The organism is Arthrobacter sp. 01T425, from assembly GCF_056398725.1.
The window spans coordinates 36,898-58,427 of record NZ_JBFTPY010000008.1 but is presented as its reverse complement, the minus strand read 5'-3'; the positions used below and the strand labels follow the sequence as shown (position 1 = coordinate 58,427).

The following is a 21,530-nucleotide window of genomic DNA, read 5'->3' as shown; positions in this document are numbered from 1 at the left end:
ACCCGGAAAGAGGACACCTCCCCAGGACTCCGGCCAAACCGGCCGGCCCCAACAGCCCCCCGCCAACGGGCGGAAAAAACGACGCCGGCCTCCCCTTGAAGGAGAGACCGGCGTCGCTGTTATGTCGCTGGTGTCAGCCGGCGTACGGCTTGGCGGAGATGATCTCCACCGTGATGTCCTTGCCGTTCGGGGCGGTGTAGCTGAGCTTGTCGCCCTCCTTGTGGCCGACGATGGCCGCGCCGAGGGGGGACTTCTCGCTGAAGACATCCAGGTCCGAGTCGCCGGCAATTTCACGGGAGCCGAGCAGGAAGCTCTCCTCGTCGCCGGCAATCCTGGCCACGACGATCATGCCGGGCTCCACGATGCCGTCGTCGGCCGGGGCCTCCCCGACGTGGGCGTCCCGGAGGAGGGCCGTGAGCTGGCGGATGCGGGCCTCGATCTTGCCCTGCTCCTCCTTGGCAGCGTGGTAGCCACCGTTCTCCTTGAGGTCGCCCTCCTGGCGCGCCGCTTCGATCTTCTGGACGATTTCTGCCCGGCCGGGGCCGGAAAGGTTGTCCAGCTCTGCCTTCAGGCGGTCAAAAGCTTCCTGGGTAAGCCAAGCCGCAGTTGCGCTGTTGGTGGTAGACACGGACTTCTCCTTTGGGTGGTCATACAAGCAAAGACCCCGCCACGGTGGCCACTTTTATGACGCAGTAACCAGCTCAGCGGGGGAAAGGTATTGATCCATTGTAGTCAATCCTGTGGATAAACCAAAGAGGACTGCGGCGTGGATCACACGGTGTCCCAAGCAGCCTCGGACGGCATCACTGCGTGCGCGGCCCGGCACTTGCCGCGGGCTGTGGTCCCGTTATTGTCCGGCGTCGGGAATCCAGCAGCTGTCCACGACGGCGGAGACCGCCTGGGATTCCGTGCGCAGCTGGGTGCGGTGGGCTGTGGTGCGTCCGCCGTCCGTGCCGGCATCGGCCGCGTTCGGCCCGATGTCCACAACCTTCCAGCCAACAATCGCGAACTTCGAGTCCATGGCCTTCACAGCGCATTTCGCCTCCGCTGCCGGGTCCTTCGTGACCTGGAAGTCGATTTCCGTGACCGTGGCGTCGGGGGTGCTGTAGCCGACATCCTTGTAGCTGACACCGCCGATGGCCGCCGACGTCGAGACCCAGGCCAGAAAGGCAATGCCCACGGCGAGGGCGGCGATCAGGATGTTGCGTTTGACCTTGCGGGACAGCGCGCGCTTTTGGCCGCCGTAACGATTGGATAGGCTGTTAGGTGCCGGCGCGGCAGGCTGGTCCTCGGAAGTCACCAGTCCAGTTTAGTGTGGATCGGACCGGGATATTTCCGGCTGGCCGCACAGACCAAGACGCACACCAACAGACGCACCCCAACAGGGCAGCACAGCAGAAAGAGGAGCCGTCCCACGATGACAGCATCCCCCAGCCCGTCAGCACCGCTTCGTCTGCTGGCGGTCCATGCTCATCCCGACGACGAATCCAGCAAGGGTGCCGCCACGATGGCGATGTATGCTGCCGCCGGCGTGGACGTCCTGGTGGCCACGTGCACGGACGGCTCCCGCGGCGACATCCAGAACCCCGCGATGGAGGGGCAACCGCACCCCAAACGCGACATGGCCGGGGCACGCCGGCTGGAGATGGACGCCGCCGCGAACGTCCTCGGCATCCGGCAGCGCTGGCTCGGCTTCGTCGATTCCGGGCTGCCCGAGGGCGACCCCCTGCCGGCCCTGCCGCCCGGGTGCTTCGCCCTGCAGCCGCTGGAGCGGGCGGCCGCACCGCTGGTCCGGCTGGTCCGGGACTTCAAGCCCCACGTGATCCTCAGCTATGACGAGAACGGCGGTTACCCGCACCCGGACCACATCATGGCGCACCGGGTGGCCGTCGAGGCCTTCGCGGCGGCCGGCGATCCCGCCCGGTATCCGGACGCCGGGGAACCCTGGGTGCCCAGCAAGCTCTACTACGACCGCGCCTTCAGCCCGGACCGTTTCCGTGCCCTCCACTCCGCGCTGGAGGAGGCCGGCCTGCAGTCCCCGTATGCCGAGCGGCTCGCTGCGTGGCTGGAAGCGGACGCCGAGGGGCATACCCCGCCGCCGCCGACACACGCCACCACAACCCAGGTCGAGTGCGGCGATTTCTTCGAAGCCCGCGACGACGCACTCCGCTCACACCGGACCCAGGTGGACCCGGAAGGATTCTTCTTCGCGGTCTCCTCGGCCATGCAGCGCAAGGTCTGGCCGTGGGAGGACTACTCCCTGATCGAATCCCGGATCCCCGTGGATCTGCCGGAAACGGACCTCTTCGCCGGGCTAAGATAGAGACGAAATGGCTCTTCTATCCAGTGTAGAAAAGATGTTGTAGACAAAGCACTGTAGAAAAGTCACCGCAGAAAAGACACCCAGTTCCACAGAAGGTTTCCCACCGTGCATTCCTTGCTCATCGCCCTCGCAACAACCCCGGCGCCGACCCCTACGCCGTCGCTGCGCCCGGGCCTGTCCGAGGACCAGGTCACCCCGGGTCTGCTGGGCTTCCTGCTGACAGCCTTCATCGTGGTGCTGACCGCGCTGCTGATCGTGGACATGGTGCGGCGTATCCGCCGGGTCCGCTACCGTGCCCAGGTGGAGGAAGAGCGTGCGGCCGCCGAGGACGCATCCCAGGAACCAGGGGCCCCGGGCGGCGTATTCCCTGCCGACGGCGCTGCCTTCCGCGCTGACGGCACGGCCTTCCCCGCCGACGGCGGGGTTAACCGGCCGGAAGTCAACGGCGATGCGGGACCCGGAACCCGCTGACCGCGGATTCCCCAACCCACCGTCCGGGGCCTCGAATGCCCTGGCGGCGGAACCCTCTGCGTACCTGCGCCAGCACGCCGGCAATCCCGTGCACTGGCAGCCGTTCGGTGACGCGGCCTTCGCCGCCGCTGCCGCCCGGGACGTGCCGGTGTTCCTCTCAATCGGCTACGCGGCCTGCCACTGGTGCCACGTCATGGCCCATGAATCCTTCGAGGACCAGGACACCGCCGACTACCTGAACGCCCACTTTGTCTCCATCAAGGTGGACCGGGAAGAGCGCCCCGACGTCGATGCTGTTTACATGACAGCGACGCAGGCGATCAGCGGCGAGGGCGGCTGGCCGATGTCCGTCTTCCTCCTGCCCGATGGCCGCGCCTTCCATGCCGGCACCTATTTCCCACCCCGGCCCATGCCGGGCCGTCCGTCCTTCCGGCAGGTCGTTGAAGCCGTGAGCGAGGCCTGGACGGAACGCCGCGGCGCCGTCGAGGCCAACGCGGCCACCCTGGCGCGCGGCATCGCCGCCTCCCAGCCGGCAGCCGCCCTGCGCCTCGACGGGCCGGCCGAACCCCTGGACGCGGCGCTCCTTGGCGAAGCCGTCACCGCCCTCTCCGGCGCCGAGGACCGGGACCACGGCGGCTTCGGCGGCGCACCGAAGTTCCCGCCCGCGGCCGTGCTCGAATTCCTGATCCGTCACGCCGCAGTGCCCTCGGACAGCATGCCGCCGGCAGCCGCTCCGGACACCGCGGGCCTGGAGACCGCGACGGCGGCCCGGGACATGGCCGGTCGGTGCCTGGCAGCAATGTCCCGCTCGGCGTTGTTCGACCAGCTCGACGGCGGCTTCGCGCGCTATTCGGTGACGGGAGACTGGTCCGTTCCGCACTTCGAGAAAATGCTCTACGACAACGCCCAGTTGCTGCGCGTCTATGTCCATTGGGTCCGGCTGGGCGGCACGCCGGAGTACCCGGCGGCCGAGGCCGCCGGGATTGCCGGGCTTACCGCCGACTGGCTCCTGGCCCGCCTCGGGCTGGCACCTGCGACGGGCCCGGCGCCAGCCCCTGCGGCGGGCCCTGCGACGGGACCGGACACCGGGGTCGTGGCCCTGGCGTCGTCGCTGGACGCCGACACGGTCGTCGACGGCGTGCACGCCGAGGGGGCCAGCTACCTGTGGACTCCCGGCGGCCTTGAGTCGCTCCTGGGCCCGGCCGACGGCGCCGCCGTGGCGGCCCTCATGAACGTCCGAATGCCCGGAAGCGTGAGCGCTGACGGTTCGCCGCTGCATCCGGGCCTGGAGATGTCCGCCGGGGACGCCGCGCTGTGGCAGCGGGTGCGCCCGCTGCTGGCGCAGGCGCGCAGGAACCGGCCCCAGCCCGGCCGGGATGACAAGGTGGTGGCGGGCTGGAACGGGCTGGCAGTCGCCGCCCTCGCCGACGCCGGCGCCGTCCTTGCACGCCCGGAGCTTGTGGCCGCGGCGGAGCGGATCGCGGACTATCTTGAGCGCGTGCACTGGCGGCCCGCGGCGGATGGCCCCGGCAGGCTTCTGCGCGTCTCCCATGACGGAGTGGCGGGCGGAATCGGCGGTTTGCTGGAGGACTACGCCTTCTGCGCCGAGGGGCTGTTCGCGCTCTATGCGGTTACCGGGCACGCCCGCTGGTATGGGCTGGCCGAGGCCATTCTGGACGCCGCCTGTAGGCGGTTCGCGGCCGACGGCGGCCTGAGGGACGCTGCGGGGGAGTCCGTGCAGGTCACGGCCGCCCAGGGCGGCCGTGAGGGCCTGGAACCGTTCGACGGCGCCACCCCCAGCGGCGCCGCCGCGCTGGCCGGTGCCCTGCTGACCCACTCGGCCTTCTCCGGCTCGTCCGAACACCGCACCCTGGCGGCCAGCATCCTCGCCCTGTTGCTTCCTCCGCTTGCCGGCCAGGCACCCCGCGCCGCCGGCTGGCTGCTCGCGACCGCCCAGGCCGCCCTCGCCGGTCCCATCGAGGCCGCCGTCGCCGGACCGGACACCCCGGAACGGGCCGTGCTGCACCGGGAGCTGCTGCTCTCGGCGAGCCCCGGGCTGGTGGTCGCGGTCCAGGACGACGGCGCCGCCCGGCCAGTACCGCTGCTGCAGGGCCGCGGCGCGGGCCCGGACGGCGCCCCGCAGGTGTTCCTGTGCCGCGGCATGGTCTGCGGCCTCCCCTCGACTTCCGTCGAAGAAATGCGCGGGCAGCTGGCTAGGATGTCCTCATGAGTGGTCAGGACGGCTTTGAGCTGGTGGTGTTCGATTGCGACGGTGTGCTGGTCGATTCCGAGGTGATCGCCATCCGGGTGGACCAGCGAGTGCTGGCCGATCTCGGCTGGGACCTGGAACTCGATGACATCGTGGAACGGTTCGTCGGAAAATCCGAGGCGCACTTTGTGGCCGCCGTGGAACAGCAGCTCGGGGTCCGGCTGGCCGACGGCTGGGACCGCGACTACGGTCGCTGGTACCAGGAGGCGTTTGAACGTGACCTCGAGGCCGTTGATGGCATCGAGGACGCCCTGGACCGGCTGTCCCTGCCGCACTGTGTCGCCTCCAGCGGCAGCCACGAAAAGATGCGCCGGACCCTGGGCAAGACCGGGCTGCTGCGCCGCTTCCAGGGCCGCATCTACAGCGCCACAGAGGTGGCCAACGGCAAACCCGCGCCGGACCTGTTCCTCCACGCCGCGGCGAGCCTGGGCACCGCTCCCGGGCGGTGCGCCGTCGTCGAGGACAGCGCCTACGGCGTCCAGGCCGCCCGGGCGGCGGGAATGCACGTCTTCGCGTATGCCGGCGGTGTCACCCCCGGCTTCCCGATTGGCCGGTCCCGGAACCACCGTCTTTTCAGACATGCGGCTGCTGCCCGAGCTCATTGCGGCAGGGCATCCCGGCTGAGCCGAGGGCCAGCTCCTGACGCCGGAATTCCCCACGATTGAAGCCGGCGCCCGGCGTGTCGGGCCGAACTGCCGGCGAGTCCCGGCGGCGCAGTTTCAAAGGTGGGGAGAATCAGCGCAGCCGGCGTCAGCCCAGGACCGCGATGGCAATGGCGATGTAGTGCGCGGCGAAGGCAAAGACCGTCAGCGCATGGAACAGTTCATGAAAGCCGAAGTGTTCGTAGCTGAAATTCGGCTTCTTCAGCGCATAGAACACGGCTCCCGTGATGTACAGGACCCCGCCGACGCAGATCAGCACCGCCGAGGCAGCGTTGGCGGCGAAAAAGTCCGGCAGATAGAACAGCGAGCCGCAGCCGAGTGCGATATAGATCGGCACATAGAGCCACCGCGGGGCATTGGTCCACAGCAGGCGGAACAGCACACCGAGGATGGCCCCGGACCAGATCACCCAGAGCAGCACTTCGGCTTGCTGCCGGTCCAGCAGGGCCCAGGCGAGCGGCGTGTAGCTTCCGGCGATCACCAGCATGATGTTCGTGTGATCCAGCCGCTTCAGGACGATCTTCACACGCGGTGACCAGTTCCCGCGGTGATAGACGGCACTGACGCCGAACAGCAGGACCCCGGTAACGGCATAGACGGCGCAGGCCACCTTCAGGTCCGGCGGCGCCAGGATCACCAGCACCAGCCCGGCGGCCAGTGCCAGCGGGGCGGTGACGGTGTGGATCCAGCCCCGCCATTTGGGCTTGATCATCAGCAGTTCAGCCAGGCGCACCGCGGCGTCGTCCACCGGGGTTGCCCGCTTCGCCGGAGGCTCCGGCCGGGGCTCCGGACTGTTGCTTTCCATGCCGTAATAGTAACCTACGCCCTAGTAAGTTACCGGTGAGTAACAAGCGGTCCGGGGCTGTCCTGTGACGGAGCTGCACCCGGCACGGCCCTCCGGCAGGTAGCCTAGGATGTGCACTGAACAAGTACCTCAAGGAAGCCAGGTGAATCTCCGGATGGAAATGCCCGGATTCCTCTACGGCTTTTACGAGCGCAAGCTCCAGCGCTCCCTCGATCCTGAACGGATCCCGCGCCACGTCGGCGTCATGGTCGACGGCAACCGTCGCTGGGCCCGCCAGTTCAACGCCCCCACGAGCCAGGGCCATCAGGCCGGCGCGGACAAGATCCACGAATTCCTCGGCTGGTGCCAGGAGCTGGGCATCAAGGTGGTCACCTTGTACATGCTCTCCACGGACAACATGAACCGCTCCGGCGAGGAACTCGACCTCCTGATGGGCATCATCGCCAACACCCTGGACCGGCTGGACGAGGACGCCAACATCTCGGTTCACGCCATGGGCGCCCCCGAGCTGCTGCCGGACTACCTCGCCGAGCGGCTGAACAACCTGACGGCGCGCACGCCCGCGCAGGAGAGGCTGCACGTCAACGTCGCCGTCGGCTACGGCGGACGGCGGGAGATCGTCGACGCCGTCCGGGAACTGCTGCACGACGCCGTCGCCCGGGGAGCGGACATTGGACAATTGGCCGATGAACTCACCGTGGATGACATCTCGCGCTTCCTCTACACCCGGGGCCAGCCGGATCCGGACCTGGTGATCCGGACCTCCGGGGAGCAGCGGCTGTCCGGATTCCTCATGTGGCAGAGCGCGTACAGTGAGTTCTACTTCTGCGAGGCCTTGTGGCCGGCGTTCCGCAAGGTGGATTTCCTGCGTGCCCTGCGCGACTACGCCGGCAGGCAGCGCCGCTTCGGCGCCTGAGCGGTTCACGCGGAGTTCACAAGACGGCAACAAGAATCGCCGAAAAATTATCGGACAAACCGGCCCCCGGAGACGTACGTTAATCCCATCGGCAGGCAATTCGCCGGCCGATCGGGGAGGCCAGTACATGGAGCGGATTTTCGCACCGGGTGTATGGGAGGCCGCGTCCGGCCTCCAGGCCGAGCCGCCTCACCAATAACAATTCCGGGCATTGCCCCGGGGCTGGAGTCGATGTGGCTATTTCTGAGCAACTGCCCGACGTCATTTCCGATCAGGGACAGAAAGCTACCTCTCGCGCCAAGCGAGCCACCTCAAAGACCGGTGCAGCGGATTCCGCGGCGGCCGGTCTTGCTGTTTCCGGGGAAGGAACAGGGAGCCGGGGCACGGCCCGCAGTTTCGTGATCGATACGTCCGTCCTGCTCTCCGATCCGCGGGCCCTCCTGCGCTTCGCCGAGCACGAGGTCATCCTGCCGATCGTTGTCATCACCGAGCTCGAAGGAAAGCGCCACGACCCGGAGCTGGGTTACTTTGCGCGCAAGGCCCTCCGGCTGCTCGATGACCTGCGGCTCGAGCACGGCGGCCTGGACCGTCCCATCCCGCTGGGCCCCGACGGCGGCACGCTCATGGTGGAGCTGAACCATATCTCCGCCGAGGTGCTGCCCGCCGGGTTCCGCGGGGTGGACAACGACAGCCGCATCCTCGCGGTGGCGAAGAACATGGCCAACGAGGGCCGCGACGTGACGGTGGTGTCAAAGGACCTGCCGATGCGCGTCAAGGCCTCGGCCATGGGGCTGCTGGCCGACGAGTACCGCAATGAACTCGTCAAGGACTCCGGCTGGACCGGCGTCGCCGAGCTCGACGCGGGCGAGGACGAGGTTGCCACCTTGTACGGGCACGAGCCGGTATTCATCCCGGCGGCGGCCGAGATGCCGACCAACACCGGGCTGGTCCTGCTGTCCAGCCGCGGCTCGGCCCTCGGACGGGTAGGGGCGGACAAACAGGTCAGGCTCGTGAAGGGCGACCGCGACGTCTTCGGACTCCACGGCCGCTCGGCCGAGCAACGGTTGGCGATCGACCTCCTGATGGACCCGTCGGTCGGCATCGTGTCCCTCGGCGGCCGGGCCGGCACGGGCAAGTCCGCACTGGCCCTGTGCGCCGGTCTCGAAGCCGTCCTGGAGCGCCGGGAGCACCGCAAGGTGATCGTCTTCCGCCCCCTGTACGCGGTGGGCGGCCAGGAACTCGGCTACCTGCCCGGGTCCGAAGCGGAAAAGATGAACCCGTGGGCGCAGGCGGTCTTTGACACCCTGGGCGCGCTGGTCAGCCAGGAAGTGGTGGAGGAAGTGATGGACCGGGGCATGCTTGAGGTCATGCCGCTGACGCACATCCGCGGACGCTCCCTGCACGACGCATTCGTGATCGTCGACGAGGCGCAGTCCCTGGAGAAGAATGTGCTGCTGACAGTGATGAGCCGGATCGGCCAGAACTCCAAGATCGTCCTGACGCACGACGTCGCCCAGCGGGACAACCTGCGGGTGGGACGGCACGACGGCGTGGCGGCCGTCGTCGAGACCCTGAAGGGACACCCGCTGTTCGGCCACATCACCCTCACCCGCTCGGAGCGCTCGCCGATCGCAGCCCTCGTGACGGAGCTGCTGGAGGGGGCGGAGATCTAGCCTCCCGAGGTTGGGGGCCGTGGTCCGGTTCGCCGGACCACGGCCCTTCGCCGTTGTCGGGAAACCGTGGTTGGGTTCGCCGTTGTCGGGAAACCGTGGTTGGGTTCGCCGGGCAGCGGCGTCCCGCCGTCGCTTAGACACCTCCCGTCGCTGCGCTGCGGTCGCTGGGCGACCTTCGCTTCGCTTTGGTCGGCGATGCGCTCCTTAGCGGGACACCGCTGCCCCGATGGTGAGACGCCCACCAGCCGGGTCGCCGTCTTTCGTAGAGGAGCGCATCGCGGCGCATCGGATCCCCGGAGGTCGCCCAGCGACCGCAGCGGGTCCCATGCGTCGTGTCTAAGCGACGGCGAAAGGTGGCGGTCCGGCGAACCCAACCACGGCACCCGCAACCACCGCAACCCAGCGACGGGAAGCGACAGGAGGCGTCTGAGCGACGGCGGGCGCCGCGGCCCCGTTTGGGGGCCGTTGCTGCTACTGGTGGATGCCCAGGAATTTGGCCGTGGGTTCGTGGCCTTTTACATCGAGCTGCCAGTCGGGGCGTTTGAAGGTGGCGGGGGTGAGTCGGACGTTTTGGACCCCCTGGGCCTTGCCGCCCCAGGCGGCGCGGGTGACGCCGTTGAGCTCGTAGCCGAGGGAGCGTGAGACGCCCAGGGACTGCTGGTTCCAGGCGGCGGCCTCGGATTCCGCCACTTCGGCGCCGAGCCAGTCGAAGGCGTAGAGGGCGACGGCGGCCCGCATTTCCTTGCCGAGGCCGCGGCCGTGCACGCTTTGCCGCAGCCAGGAGCCAGTGGTGACCGTCTTCAGCGTGGCGAAGTCTTTGGCCTCGACGTCCTGGCATCCGACGAATTCGTCCTCGTGCCAGATGCCGAGCAGGAGGGTCCAGTCCTGCGGTGTCATGTTCCCGCGGCACCGCCAGTACCACTGCGCCATGTTCGGGCCGAGCTCCTCAGCGGGGGATTCGGCCCAGGGCCTGCTGAAGGGGCTGCGGCCCGGCTCGTGCACGCCGCTCAGGGCGGCTGAGACCGCGGCCGGAATGTCCGCGTCGCGGATGGGGCGCAGCTGAAGACGCGGCGTGGTCAGGCTCAAGCCGAAAGGGGGCCAGGAGTCGGCGGGTTCAGTCATCGCAGGAAGCCTAGCGGTGCCGGCGGGCGGATGCGAGTCACGGCCGGGCTATTCCGCGGGGACGTCCCAGCTGATGTGGCGCCGGACGTCCGTGAGGTTCATCGATTCGGCCAGGAACAGGTCATCGAGCATGTATTCGTCGACGCCCAGGATGCGGAGCCAGTGCCCGTAACCGTCCTGCTCTGAGCCGGCCCCGGGCGCGTCCAGCCAGCGGCTCGCAACGCAGACGCCCGTGCCGGAGTCAATCCTCAGCAGCGTGCGTCCCGGACGGCATAGCGGGGCTCCGGGATCGGCGGGACGGTAGGAGAGGTTCGGGCTGACCGTCGATTCCAGGGCCGGCCGGCCCTCGTGGTCTACCTCCGTGATGGGGCCAAGCTCGACGGCGTTGGAGTTTGGGAACTCCAACGGGACGGGGGCGTTCCCCGCAAGCTCCACCGGGTCCAGGACGGCGGCGAACCTGCCGTTGCCGAACGACGGCTCGCCATAAGCTGCCTCCGGGCGGCGGCGCACCAGCCCGTCGTCGTCGTACACCGGCGTAACCAACTGCGGGGGCAGGAGCCAGGTCTTCCTCGTGGAGCTGATATAGAAGCCGCCGCGGGAATCATTGATGCCGGTGGTGCTGCCGATGACCAGTCCGTCGGCAGTCTCCAGCCGCAAGGCACCGGGCCGGCGCAGCCACCCCCTGACGAGGTCGCCGGGGGAGGGGGCGGCCGGGGAAACCGCGGAAACCGTGAGCGGCCGGTCCAGGTACTCGAACCTCAGCGACTGCCACTTCCAGGGCGATGACCGGCACAGGTTCCGGAAGGCCGCGGCCTTCTCCGCCGGGCCGCGGGGCGCGTCCGGCCCGCGCCGGTTCGTGCTGTCCCATGCGGCCATATCCACAGTTTACGCGCGGGGACCGCCGGGCCGGACGAATATCAAGTAGCATCCGAGGGTGATCGAACGACTCGGCACCCTGGGCGCCGCCAACCCGCTGGCTTTCTGGCTTGCCCTGGCTGCGTGCGCGTATTTCTTCGTGATGGCCGTTCGGCTCACGGTCATTGACGTCCGGCACCACCTGCTCCCGGACAGGATCGTCTTTCCCTCCTATGGGATCGCCGGAGTCCTTCTGCTGGGCGCGGCGGCCAGCCAGTTGCTTCCCGGCGGGCAGGACGTGGCCGGCATAGCCGACGCCGGGGCATTCGGCATTCCGGGGCTCCGTGTCCTGGCCGGCGGGGCAGCCCTCTGGCTTTTCTACTTTCTCCTGCACGCGGTATATCCGCCGGGAATGGGATTCGGCGACGTGAAACTCGCGGGCGTCCTGGGAATGTACCTGGGATTCCTGGGCTGGGGGCACGTCATGGCGGGGACCTTTGCGGCGTTCGTCCTCGGCGGGCTGTGGAGTCTCGGATTGCTCGCCGCACGGCGCGGGACGCTGCAGTCGGCCATTCCCTTCGGGCCCTTCATGCTGGCCGGCACGGCCGCCGCCATGCTGCTGCCGGCCGCCGGATAGGCCGACTGCACGGCCATCCCGGCCTGCCGGAGCCGACCGGCCGGCACGCGGCAGGGGCGCCGCACCCCCAAAGGTTGCGGCGCCCCTGCTGGCACTCACCGGCTGCTGCCGGGCCGTCTCCGGACCGTCAGTTTCCGGACCCTCAGCCGCGCAGGCGGGTGAGCTCGTCTTCGTGGCCGGACCCACCGGTGTTGCCGTGGGCTGAAAGCCCTTCCGGCCCCGTGGACTCCGCGGCGTCGGCGGCGTGGCGGGCTGCCGCCCGTTCCGCCTCGAGCCGCTCGGCTTCCTCGCCGCCGACTGCTTCGCCGCGGGCCACCATGCCGGCGGTGTCCGACAAGGGGATCTGCTTGAGGGTCAGGGCCAGAATCAGGGCGATGACCAGGAAGGGCAGCAGGTACCAGAAGACGGGGGCCAGCGAGTCCGCGTAGGCGTTGACAATCGCGTCCTTGAGCTGCGCCGGGAGCTGGCTGAGGACCTGGGGGTCCATCGTCCGGGTGGACTGCGACGCCTGCTCAGCAGACGCCCCGGCGCCGGTAAAGGCATTGGTCAGGGACTCGGAGAGCCGGGTGGTGAAGATGGAGCCGAACACCGCCACGCCCAGGGATGCGCCCACCTCGCGGAAGTAGTTGTTGGTGCTCGTGGCCGTGCCGATCTGGTCCGCCGGCACCGAGTTCTGGACCACCAGGACAATCACCTGCATGATCGAGCCCAGGCCGGCGCCGAAGACGAACAGCTGCACGCAGATGACCCAGATGGGCGTGGCGGTCGTGAGTGTGGTCAACCACAGCATTGCCGCGATGGTCAGGGTGGCCCCGAGGATCGGGAACATCTTGTACTTGCCGGTCTTGGAAATGCGGATGCCGGAGAAGATGGCCATGCCCATGAGTCCCACCATCATGGGCAGCATCAGCAGGCCGGATTCGGCGGCGGAGGTCCCGGAGGACATCTGCAGGAAGGTCGGGACGAAGGCGATAGCCGCGAACATGCCCAGCCCGAGGGTGAAGCCGATGGCGGTGGAGTTCACGAAGATGCGGTTCTTGAACAGGCTCAACGGAATGATGGGGTCCTCCGCCCGGCGCTCCACCAGGATGAAGGCCGTAGCGGCGAGCACCAGCCCGGCGCCGAACGCCCACGTCAGCGGGGAATCCCAGCCTTCGTCCTTCTTGCCGCCGAAGTCGGTGAAGAAAATCAGGCACGTCGTGGCCGCGGAGAGCAGCAGCACGCCCAGGATGTCGATCCGCTTCTCGGCCTTCTTGTTCGGCAGCGTCAGGGTGAACCAGGCGATGGTGAACGCGGCGATGCCGATCGGGATGTTGATGTAGAAGGCCCATTCCCAGGTCAGGTGGTCCACGAAGAAACCGCCCAGCAGCGGTCCGGCGACGGCGGAGAGGCCGAAGATTGCGCCCAGCGGGCCCATGTACTTGCCGCGCTCCTTGGCCGGAACGATGTCGGCGATGATGGCCTGGGACAGGATCATCAGGCCGCCGCCGCTGAGGCCCTGGATGGCGCGGAAGACCACGAAGCCCCAGAAGTCGGTGGCGAGGGCGCACCCGACAGAGGCGAGGGTGAAGAGCCCGATGGCGATGAGGAACAGGTTCCGGCGGCCCAAGATGTCGCCGAACTTTCCATAGATGGGCATGACGATGGTGGTGGCGAGCAGGTAGGCAGTGGTAATCCAGGCCTGGTGTTCCACGCCGCCGAGCTTGCCGACGATCGTCGGCATGGCGGTGGAGACGATGGTCTGGTCAAGGCTGGAGAGCAGCATGCCCGCGATGAGGGCGGAGAAGATGATCCAGATGCGTTTCTGGGTCAGCAGCAGCGGCTCGGCTGCTGGCTTGGTGCTGACGGCGGCGCTCATTGCGCTCCTTCGGAAGGGTTGGGCTGGACTGTATTTGACTCGACTCCGTCGAAGTGGACTGTGTCGAACTGGGACATGGTGAACGGCAGGGAGAAGAGCGTGCGGGCTGCTGCAATGTTTTCCAGCAGCAAGTCCTTGTAGGGGCGGGCGTTGCCCTCGGAGAAGTAGTCGGCGCTGGTTTTCCTGGCGACGTTTCCGAGGAGGGCCACGGCCATGCGGACTACGGGATGATCGGCAGGTACGCCTTCCCTGGCCGCTAGCAGCCGGGCGAAGTCGGCCTCACGTTCCTCGGTTGCGCCGATGATCTTCAGCATCAGCTGGGGCTCCTTCTTGATCACCCCGATCAGCTGGCGGGTCTCTTCCTCGGAGCCGCTCATCCGCTCCGACAGATCAAGGGACAGGCGCACGAGGTCGGCGAGGAGTGAGGCCGAGATTTCCCCGGCGGGCGAACCCGCGCCGCCCGCCATGAACCGGGCCACCACCTCTTCCGGAAAGTCGTCGTCGACGTGGCCCAGGATCGCATCTTCCTTGGCAGGGAAGTAGTTGAAGAAGGTCCGGCGGGAGATGCCCGCGCGCTCGCAGACTTCCTCCACGGTGTAGCCGCTGAGGCCGCGTTCGGCGGTCAGGGAACGCGCGACGGCGGTGATCGCCGCCCGTGTTGCGGCCCGCTTGCGCTCGCGGAGGCCGCCTGAGGTAATTGCACTGTTTCCCATGAAGTGTATTTTTGCACTAAATTATAAATAGTGCAAAAGAAACTTTGGGCTGTTTGGGCTGTTTGGGTTGTTTGGGCTGTTGCCGGCAATAATGTCGCTGCCCGGCCGTAGCCTGCTCCTGTCCAGCCATACCGCTGGCAACAGGTGGCCCGCGACGAGGCAGAAGCTCCGTCGGGGGCCGGAAATGGGGAAGCATGACAGATTCAGCCCTGACGCACGTGTACGTCCTCCTGGACCGTTCCGGGTCGATGAGCGCCATCGCCGATGACACTGTGGGCGGGTTTGCGGCGTTCATCCGCGAACAGCGGGCAGTGGCGGGCCGGTGCCGGCTGTCGCTGGCGCAGTTCGATGACACCTACGAGCGCGTCTACGCCTCGGTGGACATCCAGGACGTGCCGGCCCTGGACCTGCAGCCGCGGGGCAGCACCGCCCTGCACGACGCCATGGTCAGGCTGATCGGCGAAGCGGGTGCGGAACTGGCGGCCCTTCCGGAGGATGAGCGCCCCGGCACTGTGCTGGTGGCCGTGCTGACGGACGGCCACGAGAACTCCTCGCGCGAGGCCACGGGCGAGCTGGTCAAGGCCCTGGTCCAGCGGCAGCAGAGCCAGTGGGGCTGGCAGTTCACGTATTTGGGCGCCAACCAGGACGCCGTATTGACCGCCGGCGGCCTCGGCATCCGCGCCGAAGACGCCCTGACCTATGCCGCCGGGAACGTCGATGCTGCCTTCTCCGTCCAGTCCGCCAAGACGCGGCGGTTGCGGGAGGCACGGATCGGCGGTGCCAGCATGGCGGATGCCGCGGCCGCGGCGGCGTACACGGCGCAGGAGCGGGAGGCCGCCGGCGGGGAACCGCCCAGGGTCTAAGTTCTGACCTCCGGTGCAGACATGCCGACGGCCGGCACCCTTCCAGGAAGGATGCCGGCCGTCGGGGTTTGTACTCTTCGGGGGCGGCGCCGCCCGGAGCCGTCAGGCCTTGTGCGGCGGGCGCGTCATGGACATGACGTCCAGGGCGGTGTCCAGCTGCTCTTCGGTCAGTTCGCCGCGCTCGAGGAAGCCCATGGAGACGACCGTCTCACGGATGGTCAGGCCCTCGGCCACGGCCTTTTTGGCGATCTTGGCGGCGTTCTCGTAGCCGATGAACTTGTTCAGCGGGGTCACAATCGACGGCGAGGCCTCGGCGAGGAAGCGGGCGCGCTCGACGTTGGCGGTGATGCCGTCGATCATCTTGTCGGCCATGACGCGGCTGGTGTTGGCCAGCAGGCGCACGGATTCAAGGAGGTTGGCGGCCATGACCGGGATGCCGACGTTGAGTTCGAAGGCGCCGTTGGTGCCGGACCACGCGATGGCGGTGTCGTTGCCGATCACCTGGGCGCAGACCATGATGGAGGCTTCGCAGATGACGGGGTTGACCTTGCCCGGCATGATCGACGAGCCCGGCTGCAGGTCCGGGATGGCGATTTCGCCGAGGCCGGTGTTGGGGCCGGAGCCCATCCAGCGCAGGTCATTGTTGATCTTCATGAAGGAAATCGCGATGTTGCGCAGCTGGCTGGACGCTTCGATGAGGCCGTCCCGGTTGGCCTGGGCCTCGAAGTGGTCGCGGGCCTCGGTCAGGGGCAGTCCGGTGTCGGCCGCCAGCAGTTCGATCACGCGCTCCGGGAATCCGGCCGGCGTGTTGATGCCGGTGCCCACGGCGGTGCCGCCAAGCGGGACCTCGGCGACGCGGGGGAGGGCGGCGTTGATGCGCTCGATGCCGTAGCGGACCTGCGCTGCGTAGCCGCCGAACTCCTGGCCCAGCGTGACGGGGGTGGCGTCCATGAGGTGCGTGCGGCCGGACTTCACGACGTCCTTGAATTCGGTGGCCTTGCGCTCCAGCGACTCCGCCAGGTAGCCGAGGGCCGGGATCAGATCGTTGATCAGGGCGGACGTGGCGGCGACGTGGACGGACGTGGGGAAGACGTCATTGGAGGACTGCGAGGCGTTGACGTGGTCGTTCGGGTGCACAACCTTGTCGCTTCCGGCAGACGTGAGGGCACGCGTGGCGAGCTCGGCGATGACCTCGTTGGTGTTCATGTTCGAGGACGTGCCGGAGCCGGTCTGGAAGACGTCAATCGGGAAGTCGCCGTCGTACTTGCCGGCCGCAACCTGGTCGGCTGCGTCGGCAATCGCCTGGGCGAGCTCGCCGTCGAGCACCCCCAGTTCTGCGTTTGCCTGGGCGGCGGCCTTCTTCACCCGTGCCAGGGCTTCGATGTGGGCGCGCTCCAAGGTCTTGCCGGAGATGGGGAAGTTCTCGACTGCCCGCTGCGTCTGTGCGCGGTACAGGGCGTTCACGGGAACGCGGACTTCGCCCATCGTGTCGTGTTCAATGCGGAACTCTTCGGTGTTCAACTCATCTGTGGAAGTCATGGGGCTAGCTTATTGGGAGTAGGAGTCCCACCGAAAACCGTGAGCAGGCTGCGACGGCCGGGCGCCGGGGTTTACAGCCTGCCGATGCTGGAAACGAGATCGGCCCGGCCGTCAGCCAGGCTGTAGGCGAGGCCGATCACGGCGGTGCGGCCGCTGTCGACTGCGCCCGAAATCACCCGGGAACTGTCCACCAGCCGCTGCGAGGTCTGCTTGACGTTCTCGACCACCATGTCGTTGACGTCGGTCTGATTGTTACGCAGCGAGGTCAACACGGACGGGGTGATCCGCTCCACCAGGCTGCGGATGAAACCGACCGGCATCTGGCCGGTTTCCACGGCGTTCTTGGTTGCAGTGACAGCACCACAACTGTCGTGCCCCAGGACGACGATCAGAGGGACGTCCAGTTCGCTGACGCTGTATTCCAGCGAGCCAAGCACGGCGTCGTCGATCACCTGGCCGGCGGTGCGGACCACAAAGGCGTCCCCGAGGCCGAGGTCGAAGATGATTTCGGCGGCAAGCCTGGAGTCGGCGCAACCGAAGATCACCGCGAAGGGGTGCTGGTTTTCAACCAGCGACGAGCGTCGCGACGCGTCCTGGTTGGGGTGTGAGGACGTGCCGGCGACAAAACGCTTGTTGCCTTCACGGAGACGCTGCCAGGCGAGTGCGGGAGTCAGATAAGTAGCCACGTGGCCACTTTACGGTGAAGGGCTGGCCGAAGGTGAAACTGTTGCGCCTGGCGTGCTGGACGATGCCCCGGCGGGCAGATTGCTTTCGAGCGACTTCACCACGGCGGTGGCCAGGGCGGAGAACTCCTCCAGCGTCGCGGATCCGGAGAGGATGACGGTGGTGCCGCGATCAGTCAGCACCATGGATTTCTCGCCCTTGCCGGTGTCGCGCAGTTCCCAGTCGCGGCCGCCGGCATTGCGGGTGCCGGTCACGGGAGCGTTCTTGGTCTGCTGCAGGAGCCAGGTGGGGTTGGCCGTGCGGGTCTGCACGAGGGCGATGAAGGATTCCTTGGGCGTCAGGTAGCCGACTTCCCAGGCGGGGACGCCGCTGCCGGCGCCGGACTCCCAACGGGCGTAGTTGGCGCGGAATGTGTCGCCGGTATCGGCCGCCACGGGTGTGAATCCCGCCACACCCGCCGCGTTCTGCGCGGTGGCGCTGACGTTGACGTTGGGCCGGTAACCGTCGGTCTTCGGAGACGGGTTCATGAGGACGATCGGCAGGAACGCGGCGATGCTCACCACCAGGGCGATGATCATGCCCATCACGGAGGCGTTGGCGCGTTTGGCCGCCGCGGCGGCGATGACGGGCTTCACGGGCTGTCCGGAAGGGGGCGGGTCTGCCGCGGGGGCGCTGCCAGCCGGCGAACCGGGGGCGGCGGGGGAAGCGTCCTGCAATTCACTCACCCCTCTATAGTCGCGCATGTCCGGGCCGATCTCACATTCGCGGCGCAGCGGCCCCTCCGACGGTGAAGTGCGTCACGCGCCGGTCATCCCATGACCTTCCGGGTCCGCCCCGACTATGATCAATATCAGACGAATCACCGCGACGGATCGATCCTGGCCGTACGGGTTCAACGACCGCCACTCGAAGAAGAGGTTCACGTGACACCAGCGCCCATGTCCCAGAAGTACTCCACGCTTTCCCCGTCGCTCGCCGTCGGGATCGATGAGCCTGACCGCAACCTCGCGCTGGAACTTGTCCGCGTCACGGAAGCCGCGGCCATCGCCGGCGGCCACTGGGTGGGTTTCGGCGACAAGAACAAGGCCGACGGCGCCGCCGTGGACGCCATGCGCTCCTTCCTGCAGACCGTGCACTTCAACGGCGTCGTTGTCATCGGTGAGGGCGAGAAGGACGAAGCCCCGATGTTGTTCAACGGCGAGCACGTCGGTGACGGCACCGGCCCCGAGTGCGACGTCGCCGTCGACCCCATCGACGGAACCCGGCTGACCGCCCTTGGCATCAACAATGCCCTGGCCGTCCTGGCCGTCGCCGAACGCGGCTCCATGTTCGATCCCTCCGCCGTGTTCTACATGGAAAAGCTCGTCACCGGCCCGGAAGCGGCCGACATGGTGGACCTGCGTCTGCCGGTCAAGCAGAACCTGCACCTGATCGCCAAGGCCAAGGGCGTCAAGGTCAACCAGCTCAACGTCATGATCCTGGACCGCGACCGGCACCGCCCCCTCGTGGAGGAAATCCGCGAAGCCGGCGCCCGCACGAAGTTCATCATGGACGGCGACGTCGCGGGGGCCATCGCCGCTGCGCGTGCCGGCACCGGAGTCGACGCCCTCATGGGCATCGGCGGAACCCCGGAAGGCATCGTCGCGGCCTGCGCCATCAAGTCCCTCGGCGGCGTCATCCAGGGCCGCTTGTGGCCCACGAGCGACGAAGAGAAGCAGAAGGCGATCGACGCCGGCCACGATCTGGAGCGCGTGCTCTCGACCAACGACCTCGTCTCCAGCGACAACTGCTACTTCGCGGCCACCGGCATCACCGACGGCGACCTCCTCAAGGGCGTCCGCTACTCCAAGGACAAGGTCCTCACCCAGTCCATCGTGATGCGCTCCAAGTCCGGCACGATCCGCTTTGTCGACGGCGAACACCAGGCCAGCAAGTGGGAAGGCTACGCCCGCAGGAGCTAGCACCTGAACGGCAACACTGAACTGCACGATAGAGCGCAGCGAATCCCGGGCCGCCTCCGCGGTCCGGGATTCGTCGTCTTAAACCAGGTGCATGATGACGTGTCTATTGCGGTGCGGCGGCCGGGGCCCGTGGGATTAGATAGGGTGGAGCCATGACGTGGCTCGTAACTGGCGGTGCAGGATATATCGGTTCTCATGTGGTTTCCGCTTTGCGCGGTGCCCGGATTCAGCCGGTGGTGATTGACTCCCTCTCCAGCGGGCACCGTGAGTTCGTGCCGGCCGATGTGCCGTTCATCCATGGCAGCATCCTCGACGCCGACCTCGTGGCCCGTACGCTGCGGGAGCACGCGGTGACCGGGGTGATCCACCTGGCCGGTTTCAAGTACGCGGGGGTTTCCGTCCAGGAGCCGCTGCTGACTTATGAACAGAACGTCACGGGCACCGCGCAACTGCTCAAGGCCATGGAGCTCACCGGCGTCGACAAACTGGTGTTCTCCTCGTCCGCGGCCACCTACGGCACGCCCACCGGCGACATCGTCACCGAAGCGACGCCCACCAACCCGGAATCGCCCTACGGCGAGAGCAAACTCATCGGCGAGTGGCTGATCCGTGACCAGGGCAGGGCCCGGGGCCTGAGCCACACCTCGCTGCGGTATTTCAACGTGGTCGGCTCAGGTGCGCCCGAGCTTTACGACACCAGCCCCCACAACCTTTTCCCGATCGTGCTGCGGGCGCTCACGGCCGGTAAGACGCCGCGCATCAACGGCATCGACTACAACACGCCGGACGGAACTTGCGTGCGCGACTACGTGCACGTGGCGGACCTGGCCACCTCGCATGTGGCCGCCGCCCAGGCGCTCGAGGCGGACAAGCCGCTGGAGCGGGTGTACAACCTCGGATCCGGGGACGGGCTGTCCGTGCGCCAGATCATGACGGCGATGGCCGACGTCACGGGGATCGATTTCGAACCCGAAATCGGTCCGCGGCGGGCAGGGGATCCGGACCGGATCGTGGCCGACGGCACGCTGGCCGCCCGCGATCTCGACTGGAAGATGCGGCACTCCGTGGAGCAGATGGTGGCCAGCGCCTACGACGCCCAGCGGCACGCCATTACGGCCAACTAACGCCCCCACCAACACCGGCCACCGGGAAACAGCGGCCCGGCTGGCCGGGGCGACCCGGTGGCCGGTGCCGCCTGCTGGGCCCTTAGCGGTTTGCGAGGGCCCGGGACCGGGCGCGCAGCTTCTTCGCGAGCTGGGCGCCTTTGCGGGCCAGCTGGTAGCTGCCGTAGCGCACCTTCCGGACCGGCAGGTCCCACGTTCCGGGATACGCGATCCCGCGGCCCCCGAACGACTTCTTGAACGCCGTGAACCCGGCCCATTTGTGGTCGGGCTGGTCCTCCGGCGCCACGCCCCAGAGATCCACGTGCTTGAGGCCCTTCGCCTGGGCGTCCGCGATCAAGGTGACAAGCAGGGGGATGCCCGCGCTGAGTTTGCGGTGGGTGTCGTCCAGGGCGGCGTGCGCGTAGGTCCGGGTGTCGGCCGAGTCGTAGGCCAGGGCTGCGGCGATGGGGTGGCCGTCGAGCTCCGCGATGAACAGCGTCGCCGCGCCGGCCGGCATCAGCGAGCGGGCCACCTGGGTCAGGTATTCGTCGCTTTGCGGCTTGAAGCCGTTGCGGGCGGCCGTCATGTGCAAGAACTCCAGAAGGACGGCGATCTCTGCCGGATCCTGGCTGGAGCGGAAGCTCACGCCCTTCTTGTGGATGTTGCGGAACAGGTTCCGGTTCGCCGGCTTCATATCCGCCAGGACGTCCTTGAAATCCCGGTCGAGGTCCACAATCCAGCTGAGCTCGGGCTGCTGGCTGGCCGGGGCCGGCTGCAGGCCGCGGCTGCGGAGTACCGAGTCGGCTTCGGCTGCGGTGAATCCTGCGGTGACCGGCTCAACCCGGACAAACACGGCCCCGCTGGTCCGGGCGAGGTCCGTCAGGGCCGCCAGTGCGGCGTCGAACGCTGCCAGTGACTCGGCGACCGGGCCGTACGGGGAGTACAGCAGTTTGCCGGCCGGATTGGATTCCTCCACCGCAAGGAAGCGCCACCCGGGCCCGGACTGTTCGTGGACGGTGCGTCCCAGCGAACGCTGGAACTGTGCCCACTGGGGGCTCTGCAGGAAATAATCCATG

21 protein-coding genes are annotated in these 21,530 nt (G+C 67.7%); 10 read left to right on the top strand and 11 right to left on the bottom strand.

Going from position 1 to position 21,530, the window contains the following annotated elements; genetic code table 11:
• Positions 1-133 precede the first annotated feature (133 nt).
• Both greA and AC1DNG_RS10775 read right to left on the bottom strand, forming a co-directional pair.
• Positions 134-628: a transcription elongation factor GreA gene (gene greA, locus AC1DNG_RS10780; protein WP_028277369.1), complete on the bottom strand. Its 495-nt coding sequence runs from the start codon at positions 626-628 to the stop codon at positions 134-136.
• A 219-nt stretch (positions 629-847) separates the two neighbouring features.
• Positions 848-1,300, bottom strand: a complete 453-nt coding sequence (locus tag AC1DNG_RS10775; RefSeq protein WP_476849093.1) for a DUF4307 domain-containing protein — start codon at positions 1,298-1,300, stop codon at positions 848-850.
• Between the two features lie 117 nt (positions 1,301-1,417).
• Here AC1DNG_RS10775 and mca point away from each other — a divergent pair, with 117 nt between their 5' ends.
• The 4 genes from mca to AC1DNG_RS10755 all read left to right on the top strand — a co-directional run bounded on the left by mca (position 1,418) and on the right by AC1DNG_RS10755 (position 5,728).
• On the top strand, positions 1,418-2,323 hold the full coding sequence (mca, locus tag AC1DNG_RS10770; RefSeq protein WP_230008780.1) for a mycothiol conjugate amidase Mca: 906 nt from the start codon (positions 1,418-1,420) through the stop codon (positions 2,321-2,323).
• A gap of 105 nt (positions 2,324-2,428) precedes the next feature.
• Positions 2,429-2,794 carry a hypothetical protein gene (locus AC1DNG_RS10765; RefSeq protein ID WP_476856576.1) on the top strand — a complete coding sequence of 122 codons (366 nt, stop codon included), beginning with the start codon at positions 2,429-2,431 and terminating at the stop codon, positions 2,792-2,794.
• Positions 2,772-5,024 (top strand): thioredoxin domain-containing protein, encoded by a 2,253-nt coding sequence (locus AC1DNG_RS10760; RefSeq protein ID WP_476887324.1) that lies wholly within the window; start codon positions 2,772-2,774, stop codon positions 5,022-5,024. Before AC1DNG_RS10765 ends, AC1DNG_RS10760 begins: the two co-directional genes overlap by 23 nt.
• On the top strand, positions 5,021-5,728 hold the full coding sequence (locus AC1DNG_RS10755) for an HAD family hydrolase (protein ID WP_476887323.1): 708 nt from the start codon (positions 5,021-5,023) through the stop codon (positions 5,726-5,728). The genes AC1DNG_RS10760 and AC1DNG_RS10755 overlap by 4 nt, the downstream gene beginning before the upstream one ends.
• Before the next feature lie 85 nt (positions 5,729-5,813).
• On the opposite strand, the gene trhA is transcribed toward AC1DNG_RS10755, so the two are convergent.
• Complete coding sequence (gene trhA / locus AC1DNG_RS10750) at positions 5,814-6,530, bottom strand: PAQR family membrane homeostasis protein TrhA (RefSeq protein WP_230009209.1); 717 nt, start codon at positions 6,528-6,530, stop codon at positions 5,814-5,816.
• A 154-nt stretch (positions 6,531-6,684) separates the two neighbouring features.
• Between trhA and AC1DNG_RS10745 the strand changes: the two genes are divergently transcribed.
• Complete coding sequence (locus tag AC1DNG_RS10745) at positions 6,685-7,446, top strand: isoprenyl transferase (RefSeq protein WP_043436292.1); 762 nt, start codon at positions 6,685-6,687, stop codon at positions 7,444-7,446.
• Between the two features lie 233 nt (positions 7,447-7,679).
• Complete coding sequence (locus AC1DNG_RS10740) at positions 7,680-9,119, top strand: PhoH family protein (RefSeq protein WP_028277376.1); 1,440 nt, start codon at positions 7,680-7,682, stop codon at positions 9,117-9,119.
• Positions 9,120-9,590: 471 nt separating this feature from the next.
• Here the strand turns inward: AC1DNG_RS10740 and AC1DNG_RS10735 are convergent, their stop codons facing one another.
• Positions 9,591-10,241 carry a GNAT family N-acetyltransferase gene (locus tag AC1DNG_RS10735; RefSeq protein WP_476887322.1) on the bottom strand — a complete coding sequence of 217 codons (651 nt, stop codon included), beginning with the start codon at positions 10,239-10,241 and terminating at the stop codon, positions 9,591-9,593.
• A 48-nt stretch (positions 10,242-10,289) separates the two neighbouring features.
• Positions 10,290-11,117 (bottom strand): hypothetical protein, encoded by an 828-nt coding sequence (locus AC1DNG_RS10730; protein ID WP_476849089.1) that lies wholly within the window; start codon positions 11,115-11,117, stop codon positions 10,290-10,292.
• Between the two features lie 58 nt (positions 11,118-11,175).
• Here AC1DNG_RS10730 and AC1DNG_RS10725 point away from each other — a divergent pair, with 58 nt between their 5' ends.
• Positions 11,176-11,733 carry a prepilin peptidase gene (locus AC1DNG_RS10725; RefSeq protein WP_476856571.1) on the top strand — a complete coding sequence of 186 codons (558 nt, stop codon included), beginning with the start codon at positions 11,176-11,178 and terminating at the stop codon, positions 11,731-11,733.
• Between the two features lie 142 nt (positions 11,734-11,875).
• On the opposite strand, the gene AC1DNG_RS10720 is transcribed toward AC1DNG_RS10725, so the two are convergent.
• Positions 11,876-13,591, bottom strand: coding sequence for an MDR family MFS transporter (locus AC1DNG_RS10720; RefSeq protein ID WP_476887321.1), 1,716 nt, complete (start codon positions 13,589-13,591; stop codon positions 11,876-11,878).
• Entirely contained in the window at positions 13,588-14,304 is a 717-nt protein-coding gene (locus tag AC1DNG_RS10715; protein WP_476856569.1) for a TetR/AcrR family transcriptional regulator, read from the bottom strand. The genes AC1DNG_RS10720 and AC1DNG_RS10715 overlap by 4 nt, the downstream gene beginning before the upstream one ends.
• Positions 14,305-14,498: 194 nt before the next feature.
• Here AC1DNG_RS10715 and AC1DNG_RS10710 point away from each other — a divergent pair, with 194 nt between their 5' ends.
• The gene (locus AC1DNG_RS10710) at positions 14,499-15,167 is read left to right on the top strand and encodes a VWA domain-containing protein (protein WP_476849085.1); all 669 of its coding nucleotides are present in this window, start codon (positions 14,499-14,501) and stop codon (positions 15,165-15,167) included.
• Positions 15,168-15,269: 102 nt separating this feature from the next.
• Here AC1DNG_RS10710 and AC1DNG_RS10705 read toward each other — a convergent pair whose 3' ends face one another.
• The 3 genes from AC1DNG_RS10705 to AC1DNG_RS10695 form a co-directional block, all read right to left on the bottom strand.
• Positions 15,270-16,706: a class II fumarate hydratase gene (locus tag AC1DNG_RS10705; RefSeq protein ID WP_079553135.1), complete on the bottom strand. Its 1,437-nt coding sequence runs from the start codon at positions 16,704-16,706 to the stop codon at positions 15,270-15,272.
• A 71-nt stretch (positions 16,707-16,777) separates the two neighbouring features.
• Complete coding sequence (locus AC1DNG_RS10700; RefSeq protein WP_028277382.1) at positions 16,778-17,392, bottom strand: carbonic anhydrase; 615 nt, start codon at positions 17,390-17,392, stop codon at positions 16,778-16,780.
• 9 nt (positions 17,393-17,401) lie between these two features.
• Positions 17,402-18,115, bottom strand: coding sequence for a DUF4245 domain-containing protein (locus AC1DNG_RS10695; protein WP_476856568.1), 714 nt, complete (start codon positions 18,113-18,115; stop codon positions 17,402-17,404).
• Between the two features lie 213 nt (positions 18,116-18,328).
• On the opposite strand from AC1DNG_RS10695, the gene glpX reads away from it, so the two are divergent.
• Both glpX and galE read left to right on the top strand, forming a co-directional pair.
• Positions 18,329-19,351, top strand: a complete 1,023-nt coding sequence (gene glpX / locus AC1DNG_RS10690) for a class II fructose-bisphosphatase (protein WP_028277383.1) — start codon at positions 18,329-18,331, stop codon at positions 19,349-19,351.
• 152 nt (positions 19,352-19,503) lie between these two features.
• Complete coding sequence (galE, locus tag AC1DNG_RS10685) at positions 19,504-20,475, top strand: UDP-glucose 4-epimerase GalE (RefSeq protein WP_476856567.1); 972 nt, start codon at positions 19,504-19,506, stop codon at positions 20,473-20,475.
• A gap of 82 nt (positions 20,476-20,557) precedes the next feature.
• Here galE and AC1DNG_RS10680 read toward each other — a convergent pair whose 3' ends face one another.
• The gene (locus tag AC1DNG_RS10680) at positions 20,558-21,529 is read right to left on the bottom strand and encodes a lipid II:glycine glycyltransferase FemX (RefSeq protein WP_476856566.1); all 972 of its coding nucleotides are present in this window, start codon (positions 21,527-21,529) and stop codon (positions 20,558-20,560) included.
• Position 21,530: the final 1 nt, after the last annotated feature.

Excerpts from the sequence above, each read along its gene's own strand:
- AC1DNG_RS10760 (WP_476887324.1), top strand. The coding sequence starts at position 2,772 with ATGCGGGACCCGGAACCCGCTGACCGCGGATTCCCCAACCCACCGTCC.
- AC1DNG_RS10680 (WP_476856566.1), bottom strand. The coding sequence starts at position 21,529 with ATGGATTATTTCCTGCAGAGCCCCCAGTGGGCACAGTTCCAGCGTTCG.
- AC1DNG_RS10730 (WP_476849089.1), bottom strand. The coding sequence starts at position 11,117 with ATGGCCGCATGGGACAGCACGAACCGGCGCGGGCCGGACGCGCCCCGC.
- AC1DNG_RS10715 (WP_476856569.1), bottom strand. The coding sequence starts at position 14,304 with ATGGGAAACAGTGCAATTACCTCAGGCGGCCTCCGCGAGCGCAAGCGG.
- AC1DNG_RS10710 (WP_476849085.1), top strand. The coding sequence starts at position 14,499 with ATGACAGATTCAGCCCTGACGCACGTGTACGTCCTCCTGGACCGTTCC.
- mca (WP_230008780.1), top strand. The coding sequence starts at position 1,418 with ATGACAGCATCCCCCAGCCCGTCAGCACCGCTTCGTCTGCTGGCGGTC.
- AC1DNG_RS10755 (WP_476887323.1), top strand. The coding sequence starts at position 5,021 with ATGAGTGGTCAGGACGGCTTTGAGCTGGTGGTGTTCGATTGCGACGGT.
- AC1DNG_RS10720 (WP_476887321.1), bottom strand. The coding sequence starts at position 13,591 with ATGAGCGCCGCCGTCAGCACCAAGCCAGCAGCCGAGCCGCTGCTGCTG.
- AC1DNG_RS10705 (WP_079553135.1), bottom strand. The coding sequence starts at position 16,706 with ATGACTTCCACAGATGAGTTGAACACCGAAGAGTTCCGCATTGAACAC.
- glpX (WP_028277383.1), top strand. The coding sequence starts at position 18,329 with ATGTCCCAGAAGTACTCCACGCTTTCCCCGTCGCTCGCCGTCGGGATC.
- AC1DNG_RS10735 (WP_476887322.1), bottom strand. The coding sequence starts at position 10,241 with ATGACTGAACCCGCCGACTCCTGGCCCCCTTTCGGCTTGAGCCTGACC.
- galE (WP_476856567.1), top strand. The coding sequence starts at position 19,504 with ATGACGTGGCTCGTAACTGGCGGTGCAGGATATATCGGTTCTCATGTG.
- AC1DNG_RS10745 (WP_043436292.1), top strand. The coding sequence starts at position 6,685 with ATGGAAATGCCCGGATTCCTCTACGGCTTTTACGAGCGCAAGCTCCAG.
- trhA (WP_230009209.1), bottom strand. The coding sequence starts at position 6,530 with ATGGAAAGCAACAGTCCGGAGCCCCGGCCGGAGCCTCCGGCGAAGCGG.